Below are 17,062 nucleotides of genomic sequence, written 5' to 3'. Positions count from 1 at the left end.
GGATGGAGGAAAAAGGAATGAATGCTCGTATCAAGGCGCTTAGACAACTGAGTCTGGACACACCCGCACACATTGACCTGACCAGGGCAATCAGCGAGACGGAGACTTACAAAAAGTACGAGGGAGAACTGTCCATACCGGAGTTACGGGGACAGGTGCTCAAGGATTACTTTGCCACAAAACAATTGTATATTGGTGACGGTGAGCTGATTGTCGGAGAGAAAGGGGATTCACCCCAGGCATCTCCTACTTTTCCAGAACTTTGCTGCCATACAATGGAAGATATGCATGTCATGAATGACAGAGAGCTGATTAGCTTTAAGGTAAAGGAAGAAGACTACAAGATACAGGAAGATACTATAATTCCATACTGGAAGAACCGCTCTATAAGGCATAAAATTATAAGCAATATGACCCCGGAATGGCAGGCTTCCTATGAAGCGGGAATCTTTACTGAATTTATGGAGCAGAGAGGACCGGGGCATACTGTTGGTTCTGTGAAGATTTATGAGAAAGGTTTCCTGGATTACAAAGACGATATCCAGAAATCACTTGACAGTTTGGATTTTATGAATGATACAGAAGCCCTTGATAAGAAAAATGAACTGGAAGGCATGAAGCTTGCGTGCGATGCTATTATGATTCTTGGTGAGAGGTATGCTGCTTATGCACGAGAGCTTGCGGAGAAAGAGACAGATCCCAAGAGAAAAGAAGAACTTCTTCAGATTGCTGCAAACTGTGATGTGGTTCCGGCACACAAACCCCAGACTTACTGGCAGGCCCTGCAGATGTACTGGTTTGTTCATATGGGTGTAACTACTGAGCTGAATCCCTGGGATGCCTACAGCCCGGGACGGCTGGACCAGCACCTCAATCCATTTTATGAAAGAGATGTAGAAGCAGGAATTCTGGATGATGATAAAGCCCTGGAATTGCTGGAGTGCCTCTGGGTGAAATTCAACAACCAGCCGGCTCCTCCCAAAGTTGGAATTACACTCAAGGAGAGCAGTACCTATACAGATTTTGCAAACCTGAATACAGGCGGTATTACTCCGACAGGGGAAAATGGTGTAAATAATGTAAGTTACCTGATTTTGGACTGCATGGATGATATGAAGCTTCTTCAGCCAAGTTCTAATGTACAGATCAGCAAAAAGACACCTCAAAAGTTCCTGAAGCGTGCCTGTGAGATTTCCAGAAAAGGCTGGGGACAGCCGGCGTTCTACAATACAGATGCAATTGTACAGGAGCTGTTGAATGCCGGAAAATCTCTTGAGGACGCAAGACGCGGGGGAACAAGCGGCTGTGTAGAGACAGGTGCGTTCGGAAACGAGGCTTATATTCTGACAGGATACTTTAATATTCCAAAAATCTTTGAATTAACTCTTAACAACGGCTATGATAAGGTGGCCGGAAAACAGCTGGGACTGAAACTGGGCTATGCTGTAGATTTTAAGACCTATGGCGAGCTGTATGATGCGTTTAAGAAGCAGATGAAGTATTTCATTGATGTGAAGATTCAGGGAAGCAATGTGATTGAGAAGATTTATGCAGAAAATATGCCCGCACCTTTCCTTTCTATCATTACCAATGACTGTATTTCCAAAGGTAAGGATTACAACGGCGGCGGAGCAAGATACAATACAAAATATCTGCAGGGAGTAGGTATCGGTACAATCACAGACTGTCTGACAGCTGTTAAATACAATGTATATGACAAGAAGACATTTAAAATGGAAGAACTGATGCAGGCGCTGGATGATAATTTTGAAGGACATGACAGAATTCTGAATTTGGTACGCAATAAGATACCAAAGTACGGTAATGATGATGACTATGCAGATGATATTATGAAATCTGTATTTGAATTCTATAGAAATGAGGTAACCGGCAGACCGAACATGCTGGGCGGAAAGTACAGAATCAACATGCTTCCCACTACATGCCACGTTTATTTCGGAGATGTAATGCTGGCCAGTGCAAACGGACGTCTTGCACACAAACCGGTATCAGAAGGTATTTCTCCGGAAAAGGGCGCAGATACCAATGGACCGACAGCAGTTGTGAAATCCTGTGCAAAAATGGACCATCTGCAGACAGGCGGCACTCTGCTGAATCAGAAGTTTACACCAAGTGTTGTAGCAGGCGAGGAGGGACTGGAACAGATGGCAAATCTGGTGCGTACCTACTTCAATATGGATGGACACCACATTCAGTTTAACGTTATTGACAAAGAGACATTAATCAATGCGCAAAAGCATCCTGAGGATTATAAAGACCTGATTGTCCGTGTAGCAGGGTACAGCGATCACTTCAGAAATCTGAGCAAGGCGCTGCAGGATGAGATTATAGAGAGAACAGAACAAAGCTTTAACTAGTGTGCTGTCTCCAATTGACATTTCGCTAAATAGCTTGCAGGGATTCCAAGCTCATGCTTTTTGACCCTGGTATCATAGAAATAAAAGAGACTGCACCGGAATTATCCCAGTGCAGTCTCTTTTCCGATTGTGAAGTGATCTTCTTTCAGAACTGCGTAAGCAGCCTGATAGTTATTCTCGCGCATAAGAAGAACCATTTTTTTTAGATTCTCATTTGTTTTTGAAATAACCATCCCATGTCTTACAGAGTACTGGCCCATGCGGATAAGTTCAGACATATTATTTTCGTAAATGCGGTTAATACGCTCATTATCAAAAATACTGATGATTTCCATATGCATGCTTGTATCTGCGAGTTCCCATTGATAGAGGTCACCTGCAACTGCACACATGCGCACAACCTTTTCCTCAATCCGGTAAGAATATTCTTCATAGCGGCCGGAGGTAAAAATATACCGGAATGCATTGCCCTCAATGAGTTCACGGAGCTGGTAGATTTCCAGAATATCCTTCCTTGTTATCACCTTCACCGTCATAGATTTATAATAATCAGAGACAAGCAGGCCGTCCGCCTGCAGCATTTTAATTGCAGTGCGGACAGGACTGCGGCTCATATTCAAATCGGACGCCAGCTTTGACTCAGTTAGCTGAGCTCCCGGTGGATAAGTCAGATTCAAAATATTTGTGCGGATAGTTTTGTAAGCCTGGTCCGCGAGGGAAACATGTTTTTCTGCCATAGCATTACCTCAATCGTATACCGGAATCTTTATTGTATACAAATTATAAAGGAAAAGACATAAGATTGCAACCTGTGATAAAATGTATGAAAAAAAGAGGTGAAAAAATGGCGGAGGTAAGAAAGCATATTACATTTCATGGAAGAGTTCAGGGCGTTGGTTTTCGCTATACGGCAAAGTATCTTGCCGGATCTTTAAACCTGACAGGCTGGGTGAAAAATGAATGGGACGGCACTGTAAGTATGGAAATTCAAGGCAGAGAGTTCATGATTCATAAACTTTTAGAGGGGCTGAACCGGGGAGATTTCATATCAATAGAATGGATAGATACAGAGGAAATGCCATTGGAAAAAGAAAGTAGTTTTCTAGTAAAATAGCGGCCAAAACGATTGACAATAATTATACATAGTGTTATATTGTATTCAAAAGAGAAAATTGTATACAAATAAAAGAAGTGTATACAAAAATCAAAAAAGGGGACTGTCCCCTTTAAGGCTGATTGATAAAAATATAACAAGGAGGAACATCATGCAGTTAGGATTTATCGGAACAGGCAATATGGCAGGTGCTATTATGGGTGGGATTATAAAGAAAGGTGTCTTCAAAGCAGAGGAAATAATAGGCTCTGATGTTTTTGCACCGGGAAGAGAAAAAACGAAAGCTGCGTACGGAATTAATGTAACAGATGACAACAGGGAAGTGGCGGAGAAGTCGAAGGTTATTATTCTTTCTGTCAAGCCCCAATTCTATGCATCTGCTATTGAGGGAATAAAGGATCTGATAACAGAGGATAAGCTGATTATCACGATAGCACCAGGAAAGAGTCTTGCCTGGCTGGAGGAACAGTTCGGTAAACCGGTAAAGATTATCCGTACAATGCCAAATACACCTGCTATGGTAGGAGAGGGCATGACGGCAGCCTGCGCAAATGGGCACGTGACGCAGGAAGAACTGAAATATGCCGTTGATATCCTGAGTGCTTTTGGAAAGGTAGAGGTTGTGCCGGAGCACTTGATGGATGTGGTCGTATCTGTAAGTGGAAGCTCTCCGGCTTATGTATTTATGTTTATTGAGGCAATGGCTGATGCGGCAGTAGCTGACGGCATGCCCAGGGCACAGGCCTATAAGTTTGCGGCACAGAGCGTATATGGAAGTGCCAAGATGGTTCTGGAGACTGGAAAACACCCGGGTGAATTAAAAGATATGGTATGCTCGCCGGCCGGAACAACAATTGAGGCAGTGCGCACACTGGAAGCTAGAGGCTTTAGGAGTGCTGTGATAGAGTCTATGAAAGTGTGCACCGATATGTCTAAACATATGTAATAAGTTTTCAGAGGTACAATTTAAATATTTAAATTTCGAAGGGCCGAACTTTTATAATGGAGTTCGGCCCTTTGCATGTTTTCTATTTTATGATAAAATAGAGCGGACAAAGTTTAACAGAAGAAGGAATATATGGGTGAATGAATGGAAGAGAAAAGTGTAAAGGCCAGAATTGTGTCTGCGGCATGGAAAATGTTTTATGATAAAGGGTATGACCGGACTACGGTGGATGATATTATTGAATTGTCAGGGACATCGAAGGGATCATTTTATTATTATTTCAGCACAAAGGATGAATTGTTAAGTACCCTGTCTACTGTTTTTGACGACTATTATGAAGAGTTAAATGCGCAGATGGATCAGGAAATGAATAGCTATGATAAGCTTTTGTATCTGAATTATAAATTACATGCTATGATAGAGGAAAAGATTAATATTGATTTGCTGGCATCTTTGTATTCTACACAGTTGGTTGCAAAAGGGCAGAGGAATCTTCTCGACCAGAACAGATTATATTACCGCCTGATTGCAAGAATTGTGGAAGAGGGACAAAAGAAGCGGGAGATACGGAATGATAAATCCATCGGGGAGATTGTGAAATATTATGCTCTGTGTGAGAGGGCTTTGGTTTCAGAATGGTGTCTGAACAAAGGAAATTATTCTTTGAAAGAATACAGTAAAGAATATATGCCGATTATGATGGAACATTTTGCAGTAGATCAGAACTAAGCAGGTTTTTGAGCTTGGTTCTGATCTGGATGTCTGCAATAGTTCATTTGCAGGAGGAGGCGGTAAGATGAATATTCAGGGCTTACAAAAACTTACACTTCTGGATTATCCGGAAAAGGTGGCGTGTACGATTTTTGCGGCAGGCTGTAATTTCCGTTGCCCTTTTTGCCACAATGCATCACTTGTGACAGAGATAGACCCTCTCAATAGTATACCAGAGGAAGATGTTTTCAAATTCTTGCGCAGGCGCCAAGGAATTCTCGATGGGGTATGCATTACGGGAGGAGAACCTTTGCTCCAGCCGGATATTGAGGAGTTTATTAAAAAGATAAAAGAACTTGGCTATGTGGTGAAATTGGATACAAATGGAAGTAACATTGCACTTTTACGGCGCCTCGTGGAACAGGATTTAATTGACTATGTGGCAATGGATATTAAGAATGCCCCAAACAAATACGGCAAGACTATCGGGATAGAGGGATATCACCTGGAGAATATCCTGCAGAGTGTGGACTTCTTGATGTCAGGTGTTGTGCCTTATGAATTCAGAACTACAGTTGTAAGGGAACTGCACAAGAGGGATGATTTTGCGGCGATCGGTCGATGGCTCAAGGGTGCCGAAAGATATTATCTTCAGGGGTTTGTGGATTCCGGTGATTTGATTCAGCCGGGCCTGCGCGGGTATACTAAGGACATCATGAAACAGGCGTTGGAAATTGTGAGGAAGAATATCCCTAATGCAAAATTGAGAGGAATAGAATCATGAAGCTGACAGATAAAGAGACAGTACAAAAGGACCGGGAGGCATTATACATTGGGAATCTGAATACCGTAGAAAGCGATCTGATACTTCCGGTGAAAGGAAAGTACGGTTCCCGCATCCGTTGGGAATCTGAGGACGAACGTTACATAACGCGGACAGGAAAGGTAACGAGGCCAACCTGCGGGATGGGCAGCCGTACTGTAAAGCTTACGGCTTTTCTTACCTGCAAAGGTGCAGAAGAAAAGAAGGAGTTCAAGGTCACTCTTATAGAGAACAAGAGTGAAATACATATTTTGGATGTATATCCAATCCACCTGAAAGGGCAGGTAAACGTGGGGTGTTACCTGCCCTTTTATGTACCTGTACGTACAGAAACCGGGTATTTTATGCATGAAGCCGTGTGGGAATGTGGGATGAGCTTTACAAGTAAGGAGGCCGGCACACATAAGGTGGAGGGATATCTTAAGGGCAGAAAACAAAGAGATAAAAAGACTGGAGAGGAAGAGAATTTTTCCGTGGAAGCCTATATATATTTTGAAGAGAGTTCATCTGCTGAAAAGAATACATTAGCTGCGGCGGCTCACCCTGCTCCGGTTTTGCAGAAAGTGACCAGCCTTGCTGATAATCAGGGGCCCAGCAGAGTTGCTCTGACAGGTGAGAATGAATTTTTCGGGGCACAGACCCGTATGCTCACATTTCTGCTTGGAACAGACGATGACCAGATGCTTTATAATTTCCGCCGGGAAGCAGGACTTGATACAAAAGGCGCTTCTCCCATGACAGGGTGGGACTCTCCTGAGGGTTTGCTGCGGGGACATACCACAGGGCATTACCTGTCTGCGCTGGCTCTGTGCTTTCACGCCACAGGTGAGATCCGGATTCTCGAGAAGGCCTGCTACATGGTAAAGAGTCTGAAGCAGTGCCAGAAGACGCTGTCGGAAGAAAGGGGATATTCTCCCGGCTTTTTGAGTGCATATTCGGAAGAACAGTTCGATCTTTTGGAAACATATACCCCATATCCCCAAATATGGGCCCCCTATTATACCCTGCACAAAATTCTTGCGGGTCTGCTAGATTGTGAAAAATGGGCGGGAATATCAGAGGCACTGGAGATAGCAGACAAAATAGGAGAATGGATTTTCCAACGCCTGAATAGATTAAATCAAGGACAAAGGTTAAAGATGTGGAGTATATATATTGCCGGGGAATTTGGCGGAATCAATGAAAGCCTGGCGGAATTGTATTTGAGATCCAGGAAGGAAACCTATCTGCAGGCGGCAAAAATGTTTGACAATGACAGACTGTTCCTGCCTATGGAAATGAAGATGGATGCACTTGACGGAATGCATGCAAACCAGCATATACCTCAGATTGTAGGTGCAATGAAGATTTATGAGGCATCGGGAGAAAGACGGTATTACGATATTGCAAAGTTTTTCTGGGAATCGGTCACAACGGGACACTGTTATGCGGTTGGGGGAACCGGCGAGACAGAAATGTTTCATGGCAGAGGCAGGATAGGAGCATACCTGACAGAGAACACCGCAGAGAGCTGTGCATCCTATAATATGCTGAAGCTGACGAGAGTGCTGTACCAGTATGAGCCTTATGCCTCCTACATGGACTATTATGAGCGGACCATGCAAAATCATATCCTGGCATCACTGGACAAAAAACCAAGCGGAGAAACCGTCTATTTTCTACCCATGGGTTCCGGATTTTCAAAAAGATTTGAAAGAGAAAATACGTGCTGCCATGGTACAGGCATGGAGAACCATTTTAAATATATTGATTCTATTTACTATCAGGACCAGGACACGTTATATGTAAACCTTTTCCTTGAATCCAAAGCATATTGGAAGGAAAAGGAAATTTGCGTAACGCAGATGGTGCAGGAAGAACGACCGGGCCAAATCACTCTGCGCCTGCGGCGTGATGACCAGGCATCTGGAAGTGAAAGCTGGCATTTGAAGATTAGGCAGCCTTACTGGTGTGCAGATCCACCGGAGGTGTCTGTCAATGGAAAAAGAAAAATATGCCACAGGCAGGAAGACGGATACCTGCAGCTTGCAGTGTCAGAGGATGAATGGGAAAGGGACGGAAAAATTTCTGTTATGATTCATTTCCCATGCAGGCTGCGTCTGGAGCACACACCTGATAATGCTGGACTTGCGGCTTTGGCTTATGGCCCCTACATATTGGCAGCGCTTTCCGGTCAAAGGGAGTATCTGCATATACCTCTTAATGAAGATACTTTGGAAGAGACGATTGTCCGGGGGGAAAAGCCCCTTGTTTTCCAGTACAAGGCACTGCAGTTTGTTCCTTTATATCAAATTTCAGAGGGGCCATACCATGTGTATTTTTGGACGGAGTCCCTTAGTTAATAGCTGGAAATTGTGCCTGCAGTCCAAAAATAAGATTGATAAATAATAAACAAGATGGTATTATATAAAAAGAATTGTTATAAGAAAGAGTAATAGACTTATAAGTCTATACAATAACTACATGATTTATATAAAAAATTAACTAGGCAGCCCGGATTTATGGTACAATAGGAGCAAATTATTTTCCGGCAATGGTGGTCGGGGGCTGCACAGCAAAAGCTTGATAGTTTTATAAGTCTAATAAAAGGCTTGTTAAATTATAAAGAAACATTTCCCTACAATTGTAAAGAAAAGGAGAGATTTTATGAAGAAGAAGATTCTTGCAATGCTAATGACAGCGACATTTGTTGTAGGTCTTCTGGCAGGATGTTCCACACCGACATCATCTGTAGAAGACAAGGACAAAAAGTCAGACAGTGCTAAAAGCAGCGACGGCAACACCCTCCGGTATTCGGTTACGGCTGAACCTCCGACGCTAGATCCGCAGCTTGCCAATTCTATTCCCAGCGCCACGGTGTGCTATCACCTTTTTGACACCCTCATGAGAAATGACAGTGGGGATGTAAAACCGGCAGCAGCGGAGTCCTATGAGATATCGGATGATGGGCTTACATATACCTTTAAGCTGAGAGAGAGCTATTGGAGCGACGGCGAAAAGGTAAAAGCGCAAGACTTTGTATACGGAATACAGCGTCTGGAAGATCCTGCCACAGCGAGTGAGTATGCATTTATTGGCATGATCATCAAGAATGCTGATAAGGTTAATTCGGGAGAATTGCCGGTGGAAGAACTGGGTGTTTCTGCACCAGACGAATCTACAGTTGTTATCACGCTGGAGCATCCGGCATCTTACTTCCTGGCAATGCTTTCAAATGCATCCTTTGCTCCAACCCGCCAGGATCTGGTTGAAAAATATGGAAAGGATTTTGCGGCAGAGCCGGAAAACAACGTATATAACGGACCTTTCAAAGTGTCAAAATGGGCTCACGGAGATAGAATAACACTGGCTAAGAATGATAAATATTGGGATACTGACAGCATAAAGCTGGATGAGGTAGAGGTTCTTACGGTTCAGGAACAGGCTACGGCGGTTGCCATGTTCGATTCCGGTGACCTTGATTTTGCTGATGTACCTACCTCCTTAAGTGCAAATTATAAAGACAAGACAATATCTTATTATGATGGTGCCAATGACTACATTATGATGAACCAGACCGAGGGAAGTCCTCTTGCAAGCAAAAACTTAAGACTTGCGATTAATTATGCTCTGGACCGCGAAAGCTATGTGAAGTTGTCTCATGACGGTATTTATGCACCTAATACCAGATTCGTCCTTCCACAGGTAAATGGCGTAGATGGAGAATACGGTGACGAATATCCATATGAAGCATTTCCGCTGAATGGAGATAAAGATAAAGCAAATGAGTATCTGCAGGCAGCACTGACAGATTTGGGAGTGGCTTCCCCGGCAGATGTTAAACTTGAACTGCTGACAGGTGACACAGAGGATAATAAGAAAGAAGTAGAGGTTATTCAGTCTCAGCTTCAGGACAACTTAGGTATTAAAGTGAATATCAAACAGGTACCATACAAACAAAGACTTCAGATGGAAGCAGACCTAGATTATCAGATGGTTATAACAGGCTGGGTACCGGATTACCCAGATCCCTATTCCTACCTGGAGCTGTGGACAACAGACTCTACTTATAATCATGCAGGCTATTCCAGTGCAGACTATGACAAATATATGGAATTGTCCAACACAACAACAGATCCGAAGGCACGAATGGATGCCCTTTTTGATGCAGAGAAGACTTTCTGTGAAGATGCAGTTGTAGCGCCTCTCCAGCTGCGCCAGAAGGAAATGCTTGTAAATGAAAATCTGAAGGATCTTAAGACTTATTTCGTAGGCCTTAACTATAACTTTGTACATGCGTATTTTGAAGACTAATATATAGCAGAGAATTTGTAAGTCTGTTCAAGACGGCAGTAGCAGTACTCACTGCCGTCTTGATGCAATTAAGGAAAGTTTATATACAGCCATCAAAGTTCACCGAATATAAGTATGTCCACTTAAACTGACAAGGAGAGCCCTCCTGAATGATAGAAGTGAATCTACTTATATTCAGTGGAAGAGAAGAAGAAAGGGAATACAGCTATGGCAAAATATATTTTAAAAAGAATCGGAATGTCAGTCATTACGATTCTCCTGCTGATTACGGTTGTTTTTTTTCTGGTCAGGCTAATGCCCGGAGATCCGTTCAGCAATGGGAAAATGACACCTGAGATACAAGCCAATCTGGAGGCTTACTATGGATTTGATAAGCCGCTTCCGGTACAATATCTGACTTATTTGAACAACCTGATTCATGGAGATCTGGGATACTCCATGAAATATACAAACCGCACGGTTATTGACACAATCAAAGGTTCTTTCCCATATTCTTTTGATCTGGGGATAAGGGCGCTGGTGATGTCCATTTCCTTTGGACTGGTGCTGGGAATTATTGCGGCTCTTAACAGAGGAAAGAAACTGGACTTTGTATGCATTTTTATCGCCATTATCGGTACCTCAGTACCTGATTTCATTATGGGCGCTATACTGCAGTATTTGTTTGGAATTAAATGGGGGCTGTTTCCCGTGGCCCAGTATCTGGGCTTTCAGTATACGATTCTGCCGTCAATAGCGATTGGGTTCTATACGCTGGCCAGTGTGTCGAGACTTATGAGAGCCAGTATGCTGGAGGTTGTGGAGCAGGATTATATCAAAACTGCCAAAGCAAAGGGGCTGTCAAATGTAAGAATTACTTTAAAACATCGGATTAGAAATGCAATTATGCCTGTCATTACTATTTTGGGCCCCCTTGTGGCAGCAGTATTGACGGGAACATTTGTAATTGAGTCCCTGTTTGCGATTCCGGGCATGGGCAAATATTATGTAGAAAGTGTGCAGATGTTGGATTACACAATGATACTCGGTATGACGATTTTCTACGGGACGTTTCTTGTTATTGCCAATATGATTGTAGATATTTTGTATGGTCTTATTGACCCGAGAGTACGTCTGGCAGGAAAGTAGGTGGAGGTAAGATGGAGACGATTTCAAAGGATAAATTTAGAATTATAGGAAAAAACAGTGAGCGCTTGGAGTCCATATCCAGACCGAATCTGTCATACTGGCAGGATGCGTGGAGACGGATCCGCCGCAATAAAGTGGCATTTTTTTCATTGGCTCTGGTCGGACTGTATGTACTATTGGCAATTTTTGCTCCTATTTTGAGCAGCCATACCATGGCAGCTCAAAATGCAGATGCCATGAACCAGTTTATCTCAAAAGAATACTGGTTTGGAACTGATTCCCTCGGGAGAGATTTGTGGGTCCGTGTATGGATGGGAGCCAGAGTTTCCCTTTCAATTGGGTTTATTGCAACACTGATAAATACGGTTGTCGGTTCTCTGATCGGCGGTATTGCAGGATATTATGGCGGCAAGGTTGATATGATCATCATGAGAATCGTGGATGTTATCTACGGAATCCCAAGTCTGATTGTAACGATTCTTGTTATGGTGGTATTGGGACCTGGAATACAGAGTCTTATTATAGCCATGATTATTGTGGGTTGGATCGGCACGTGCCGTGTTGTCCGGGGAGAGGTTCTCAAGCAGAAGGAGCAGGATTTTGTGGCAGCTGCAAAGGTTTTGGGGGTATCGAACTTTAAGATTATTGTAAAACACATTCTTCCTAACATTATGGGTATTTTGATTACAAATCTGACACTTGCAATACCTAACGCCATTTTTCAGGAAGCATTTTTAAGCTATATTGGGCTCGGAATTAATCCTCCTAACAGCAGCTGGGGAATCCTGGCAAAGGAAGGTACGAAGATGCTTCGGGTAGCACCTCATGAGCTGTTTATTCCGGCATTTTTTATCTGCACTACAATGTTGGCTTTAAACCTTTTGGGTGACGGACTCAGAGACGCATTTGACCCGAAGCTTCGGGGAACGGAATAGGAGGAGCGAATAGATGAACAAATTATTAGAACTGAACCATGTAACGTTCTCCTTTAAGACCTATGGCGGCGTTGTACAATCTGTGCGAGATGTAAGTTTTGATATAAATCAGGGAGAAATTGTGGGAGTGGTGGGAGAGTCCGGCTGCGGCAAGAGTGTTACCTGCCAGTGTATTCTGCGGCTGAACCCGGAGCCGCCGGGATTCTTCAGCGAAGACTCTTCCATTAAATATAAAGGAACAGAACTTCTTAAAAAGAGCGAAAAGGAGATGAGGGCAATCAGGGGAAAGGAAATCAGTTTTATTTTCCAGGATCCTATGACCTCTCTGAACCCCACCATGAAAATCGGGAAACAGATAGAGGAAATCTTCGTTTACGATAAAAGCTTGAGCAGGCATGAAAAGAAGCAGGAGGCACTGGACATCCTGTCTACGGTTGGAATTTCAGATGCTGAGCGCAGATACGGGCAGTACCCTCATGAGCTGAGCGGCGGTATGAAACAGCGTGTCATGATTGCGATGGCACTGGTGGGGAGCCCCAGTGTTGTAATAGCGGACGAGCCGACCACTTCACTGGACGTGACCATCGAAGCACAGATATTGGATCTGTTAAAGGAAATGAAAGAGAAGTTCAACGTATCTATTATTCTGGTCACCCATGATTTAGGGGTTATTGCAAAATTATGTGACCGTGTTATGGTAATGTACGGCGGCAAGATTGTGGAGAGAGGTACCGTGGAGGATATTTTTTATCATACAAAACATCCTTATACAGCCGGACTTTTAAAATCTATTGCAAGGCTGGACATGAAAAAGGGAGAGAAGCTGACTCCTATAGAAGGAACTCCGCCGGACTTGTTTAATCCTCCTGCCGGCTGCCCCTTTGCTGCCCGGTGTGAATACTGTATGGAAATCTGCAACGAGACATTTCCAGAGGAGTATAAGATTACACAGGGGCATGACTCCTGCTGCTGGCTTCAGCACGAAGACGCACCGGAAGTGGATCTTTTATCCGGTGAGATAAAGGAGGAAGGAAATGGAGAATAACAGAAAACCGCTGGTGCGTGTGGACCGGCTGAGTAAAGATTTTAGAATATCAATGAATGAGACGCTCAAAGCAGTGGCTGACGTTTCTTTCGACATTTATAAAGGTGAGACGGTTGGGCTTGTGGGAGAATCCGGATGCGGAAAGTCTACGACCGGCAGATGCCTGGTCAAATTATATGAACCCACAGCGGGTCACGTGTACTACAACGGTAAGGATATTATGCAGTACACCAAAGAGGAGCAAAAGGAATTTTGCAAAAAAGTCCAGATGATTTTTCAAAATCCTTACTCCTCGCTGAATCCTAGAATGACGGTAAAAGATATTGTTGGAGAGGGAATTCAACTGCATACTAAGCTGAGTAACCGGGATGCGGAAGTAAAAGTGCAGGAACTTTTGGAAAAGGTTGGGCTGGGGAAAGAGCATATGTCCAGATTTTCCCACGAATTCAGCGGCGGTCAGAGACAACGTATCGGAATCGCAAGGGCCCTGGCAGTAGACCCGCAGTTTATTGTGTGCGATGAACCTATTTCTGCCTTAGACGTGTCCATTCAGGCGCAGGTAATCAATATGCTGAAGAACCTGCAGGAGGAGATGGGGCTGACTTACTTGTTTATCGCCCATGATTTGAGCGTTGTAAAATACATATCGGACAGAGTTATTGTCATGTACCTGGGGACGATTGTGGAGTCTGCTGATTCAGATACATTATATAAGAATCCTCTGCACCCTTATACGAAAGCACTGCTTTCTGCCATACCGGTAGCGGATCCGGCAAAGGCAAAGACAAGTCAGAGGATTGCTATAACCGGCGAGATACCCAGCCCCATTAATCCAAAAGACTGCTGCAGATTTGCAGGCCGGTGCCCTTATGTGATGGATAAGTGCAGGGAGCATATGCCAGAACTCAAAGAGGTAGAACCCGGGCATAAAGCAGCATGTTTTTTATGTGAATAGAATGATACCAGGGTCAAAAGGTATTTTGCCCCCTGATACCTACGGATTGCTCCGCACTTTGTGCTCCCGCAATCCTAAAAACATTCGAAATCCGCCCTACTCGGGCTACTTTCTCATGTTTTGCGGGTCCCAAGGCCATGCTTTTCCATGCAAGCATGAAACGCATGGCCTTTTGACCCTGGTATCATAGAATATAAAAAAGACAAGGGACAACAATATGTAGGATGTGAATGAAAAAACAAACTACATATTGTTGTCCGTTATTGACAAGCCTACTATATGATGATAAAATATCTTTAAAAATAGTATAACTATTATCGGAGAAAGGGGCGATTTACAGTATGTATCAGGTAACAAAAAGAGATGGGAAAATAGCAGATTTTAATCTCTCCAAAATCGGCGAAGCAATCAGAAAAGCTTTCGAAGCTCAGGAGAAGCAATATAATCAGGATATTATTGACTTACTTGCATTGAAGGTCACAGCAGATTTTGAGCCTAAGATAAAAGAGAATCTTGTTTCTGTGGAGGATATCCAGGATAGTGTGGAGGCAGTATTGATTAAAGCCGGGTACGCAGATATCGCAAAGAGCTATATCTTGTATAGAAAGCAGAGGGAGAAGATTCGTAATCTGAATTCCACCCTTCTGGATTACAAAGAAATCGTAGACAGCTATGTGAAGGTAACAGACTGGAGAGTAAAAGAGAATTCGACAGTTACCTATTCTGTGGGAGGATTGATTTTAAGCAATTCAGGTGCAATCACAGCTAATTACTGGCTCTCTGAGATTTATGACGAAGAGATTGGAAATGCTCACAAGAATGCGGATATTCATATTCATGATTTATCCATGCTTACAGGATACTGTGCAGGCTGGTCTTTAAAGCAGCTGATCCAGGAAGGCCTGGGCGGCATTCCCGGAAGAATTACATCTGCACCGGCAAAGCATTTAAGCGTTCTCTGCAATCAGATGGTAAATTTTTTGGGAATTATGCAGAATGAATGGGCAGGCGCACAGGCTTTTTCGTCTTTTGATACTTACCTTGCTCCTTTCGTTAAGACAGACAATCTGACATATCCCGAAGTAAAAAAGTGTATTGAATCCTTTATATACGGAGTGAATATTCCTTCACGTTGGGGAACCCAGTCTCCATTTTCTAATATTACCCTGGACTGGACGGTTCCGAATGATCTGGCACATCTCCCCGCAATTGTAGGCGGGAAAGAACAGAACTTCACATACGGAGACTGCAAGGCTGAGATGGATATGATCAATAAGGCATTTATTGAGACAATGATAGAAGGAGATGCAGAGGGCAGAGGCTTCCAGTACCCAATACCGACTTACTCTATTACCCGTGACTTTGACTGGGGCGATACAGAGAATAACAGCCTGTTGTTTGAAATGACCGCCAAGTATGGCACACCCTATTTTTCAAACTTTATCAACAGTGATATGGAGCCAAGCGATGTCAGAAGTATGTGCTGCCGTCTGCGCCTGGACTTAAGAGAGCTCCGCAAGAAGTCAGGCGGTTTCTTCGGAAGCGGCGAGAGTACAGGCTCCGTTGGTGTTGTCACCATCAATATGCCCAGGATTGCTTACCTGGCATCTGATGAGACAAGCTTCTATAAACGTCTTGATAAAATGATGGATATTGCAGCCAGGTCTCTTCATACAAAAAGGACAGTTATCACAAAGCTCCTGGACGAAGGACTGTACCCATATACAAAGAGGTATCTTGGTTCCTTTGAGAACCATTTCTCCACAATCGGCCTGATTGGTATGAATGAGGCCGGATTGAATGCAAAATGGATAGGAAAAGATATGACAGACGAAACCACACAGCAGTTTACAAAGGAAGTGCTGAACCACATGCGGGAGCGTTTGTCTGACTATCAGGAAATGTACGGTGATCTGTACAATCTGGAGGCTACCCCTGCAGAGTCTACAACTTACCGTCTTGCAAAGCATGATGTTGCACAGTACCCGGATATTATCACGGCGGCAGAGGGTGATGGGACACCTTATTATACAAACAGTTCCCACTTACCGGTAGGTTACACGGAGGATGTATTTGAGGCTCTTGATATTCAGGATGACCTCCAGACACTCTACACCTCCGGAACTGTATTCCATACATTTCTGGGAGAAAAGCTTCCCGACTGGAAAGCTGCAGCATCACTGGTAAGGAAAATTGCGGAAAATTATAAATTACCTTATTATACAATATCCCCCACTTATTCTATTTGCAGGAATCATGGGTATATTTCAGGAGAGCAGTTTAAATGCCCATACTGTGGTGAAGAGACAGAGGTTTACAGCCGTATTACAGGTTATTATCGGCCGGTGAAAAACTGGAATGATGGAAAGGTCCAGGAATTTAAGGATCGTAAGGTTTATGATATTTCACATTCTCATCTTCAGGGAATAAACCATGAGACGGAGAAATCTGATGGGCAGGAAGCAGAACCCCGAATATCAAGGGGGGATGCCAAGTTCTATCTGTTTACAACAAAGACCTGTCCGAACTGCAAGATTGCGGCAAGTTCTTTGGAGAAGGCTAATATAGATTATGAAGTGGTAGATGCAGACAATAATGCCGAACTTGTGAAACAATATGGCGTGATGCAGGCTCCAACGCTGATAATCGTTGACGAGGATAAAGTTCAAAAATTGGCAAATGCTTCGAATATTAAAGCTTATGCAGAGGAACAATAGAGAAAGGAGGAGTGGCT

General features: G+C 43.5%; 13 protein-coding genes. 12 read left to right on the top strand and 1 reads right to left on the bottom strand.

Going from position 1 to position 17,062, the window contains the following annotated elements:
• Window positions 1-2: 2 nt before the first annotated feature.
• Window positions 3-2,378: a trans-4-hydroxy-L-proline dehydratase gene (hypD, locus tag EDD59_RS01750; RefSeq protein ID WP_132378292.1), complete on the top strand. Its 2,376-nt coding sequence runs from the start codon at window positions 3-5 to the stop codon at window positions 2,376-2,378.
• A gap of 101 nt (window positions 2,379-2,479) precedes the next feature.
• Here the strand turns inward: hypD and EDD59_RS01745 are convergent, their stop codons facing one another.
• On the bottom strand, window positions 2,480-3,115 hold the full coding sequence (locus tag EDD59_RS01745; protein ID WP_132378290.1) for a GntR family transcriptional regulator: 636 nt from the start codon (window positions 3,113-3,115) through the stop codon (window positions 2,480-2,482).
• 107 nt (window positions 3,116-3,222) lie between these two features.
• Between EDD59_RS01745 and EDD59_RS01740 the strand changes: the two genes are divergently transcribed.
• From EDD59_RS01740 to EDD59_RS01690, 11 genes are all read left to right on the top strand, one after another.
• On the top strand, window positions 3,223-3,492 hold the full coding sequence (locus EDD59_RS01740; RefSeq protein WP_132378288.1) for an acylphosphatase: 270 nt from the start codon (window positions 3,223-3,225) through the stop codon (window positions 3,490-3,492).
• A gap of 151 nt (window positions 3,493-3,643) precedes the next feature.
• Complete coding sequence (gene proC / locus EDD59_RS01735) at window positions 3,644-4,438, top strand: pyrroline-5-carboxylate reductase (protein WP_132378286.1); 795 nt, start codon at window positions 3,644-3,646, stop codon at window positions 4,436-4,438.
• 144 nt (window positions 4,439-4,582) lie between these two features.
• Window positions 4,583-5,167, top strand: coding sequence for a TetR/AcrR family transcriptional regulator (locus EDD59_RS01730; protein WP_132378284.1), 585 nt, complete (start codon window positions 4,583-4,585; stop codon window positions 5,165-5,167).
• Between the two features lie 67 nt (window positions 5,168-5,234).
• Window positions 5,235-5,933: an anaerobic ribonucleoside-triphosphate reductase activating protein gene (locus EDD59_RS01725; RefSeq protein WP_132378282.1), complete on the top strand. Its 699-nt coding sequence runs from the start codon at window positions 5,235-5,237 to the stop codon at window positions 5,931-5,933.
• Window positions 5,930-8,314 (top strand): beta-L-arabinofuranosidase domain-containing protein, encoded by a 2,385-nt coding sequence (locus tag EDD59_RS01720; protein ID WP_132378280.1) that lies wholly within the window; start codon window positions 5,930-5,932, stop codon window positions 8,312-8,314. The genes EDD59_RS01725 and EDD59_RS01720 overlap by 4 nt, the downstream gene beginning before the upstream one ends.
• A 304-nt stretch (window positions 8,315-8,618) precedes the next feature.
• On the top strand, window positions 8,619-10,265 hold the full coding sequence (locus EDD59_RS01715) for a peptide ABC transporter substrate-binding protein (RefSeq protein WP_132378278.1): 1,647 nt from the start codon (window positions 8,619-8,621) through the stop codon (window positions 10,263-10,265).
• 207 nt (window positions 10,266-10,472) lie between these two features.
• The gene (locus EDD59_RS01710; RefSeq protein WP_132378768.1) at window positions 10,473-11,393 is read left to right on the top strand and encodes an ABC transporter permease; all 921 of its coding nucleotides are present in this window, start codon (window positions 10,473-10,475) and stop codon (window positions 11,391-11,393) included.
• Between the two features lie 11 nt (window positions 11,394-11,404).
• Window positions 11,405-12,328: an ABC transporter permease gene (locus EDD59_RS01705; protein ID WP_132378276.1), complete on the top strand. Its 924-nt coding sequence runs from the start codon at window positions 11,405-11,407 to the stop codon at window positions 12,326-12,328.
• Window positions 12,329-12,341: 13 nt separating this feature from the next.
• Window positions 12,342-13,373: an ABC transporter ATP-binding protein gene (locus EDD59_RS01700; RefSeq protein WP_132378274.1), complete on the top strand. Its 1,032-nt coding sequence runs from the start codon at window positions 12,342-12,344 to the stop codon at window positions 13,371-13,373.
• Window positions 13,363-14,328 carry an ABC transporter ATP-binding protein gene (locus tag EDD59_RS01695; protein ID WP_132378272.1) on the top strand — a complete coding sequence of 322 codons (966 nt, stop codon included), beginning with the start codon at window positions 13,363-13,365 and terminating at the stop codon, window positions 14,326-14,328. The genes EDD59_RS01700 and EDD59_RS01695 overlap by 11 nt, the downstream gene beginning before the upstream one ends.
• 341 nt (window positions 14,329-14,669) lie before the next feature.
• Window positions 14,670-17,045 (top strand): ribonucleoside triphosphate reductase, encoded by a 2,376-nt coding sequence (locus EDD59_RS01690; protein ID WP_132378270.1) that lies wholly within the window; start codon window positions 14,670-14,672, stop codon window positions 17,043-17,045.
• The last annotated feature ends 17 nt before the right edge of the window (window positions 17,046-17,062 follow it).

This window comes from Muricomes intestini (assembly GCF_004346165.1).
Taxonomy (GTDB): Bacteria; Bacillota; Clostridia; order Lachnospirales; family Lachnospiraceae; genus Muricomes; species Muricomes intestini.
The sequence above is the reverse complement of the archived record's forward strand: the minus strand, read 5'-3'. Positions and strand labels throughout refer to the sequence as shown.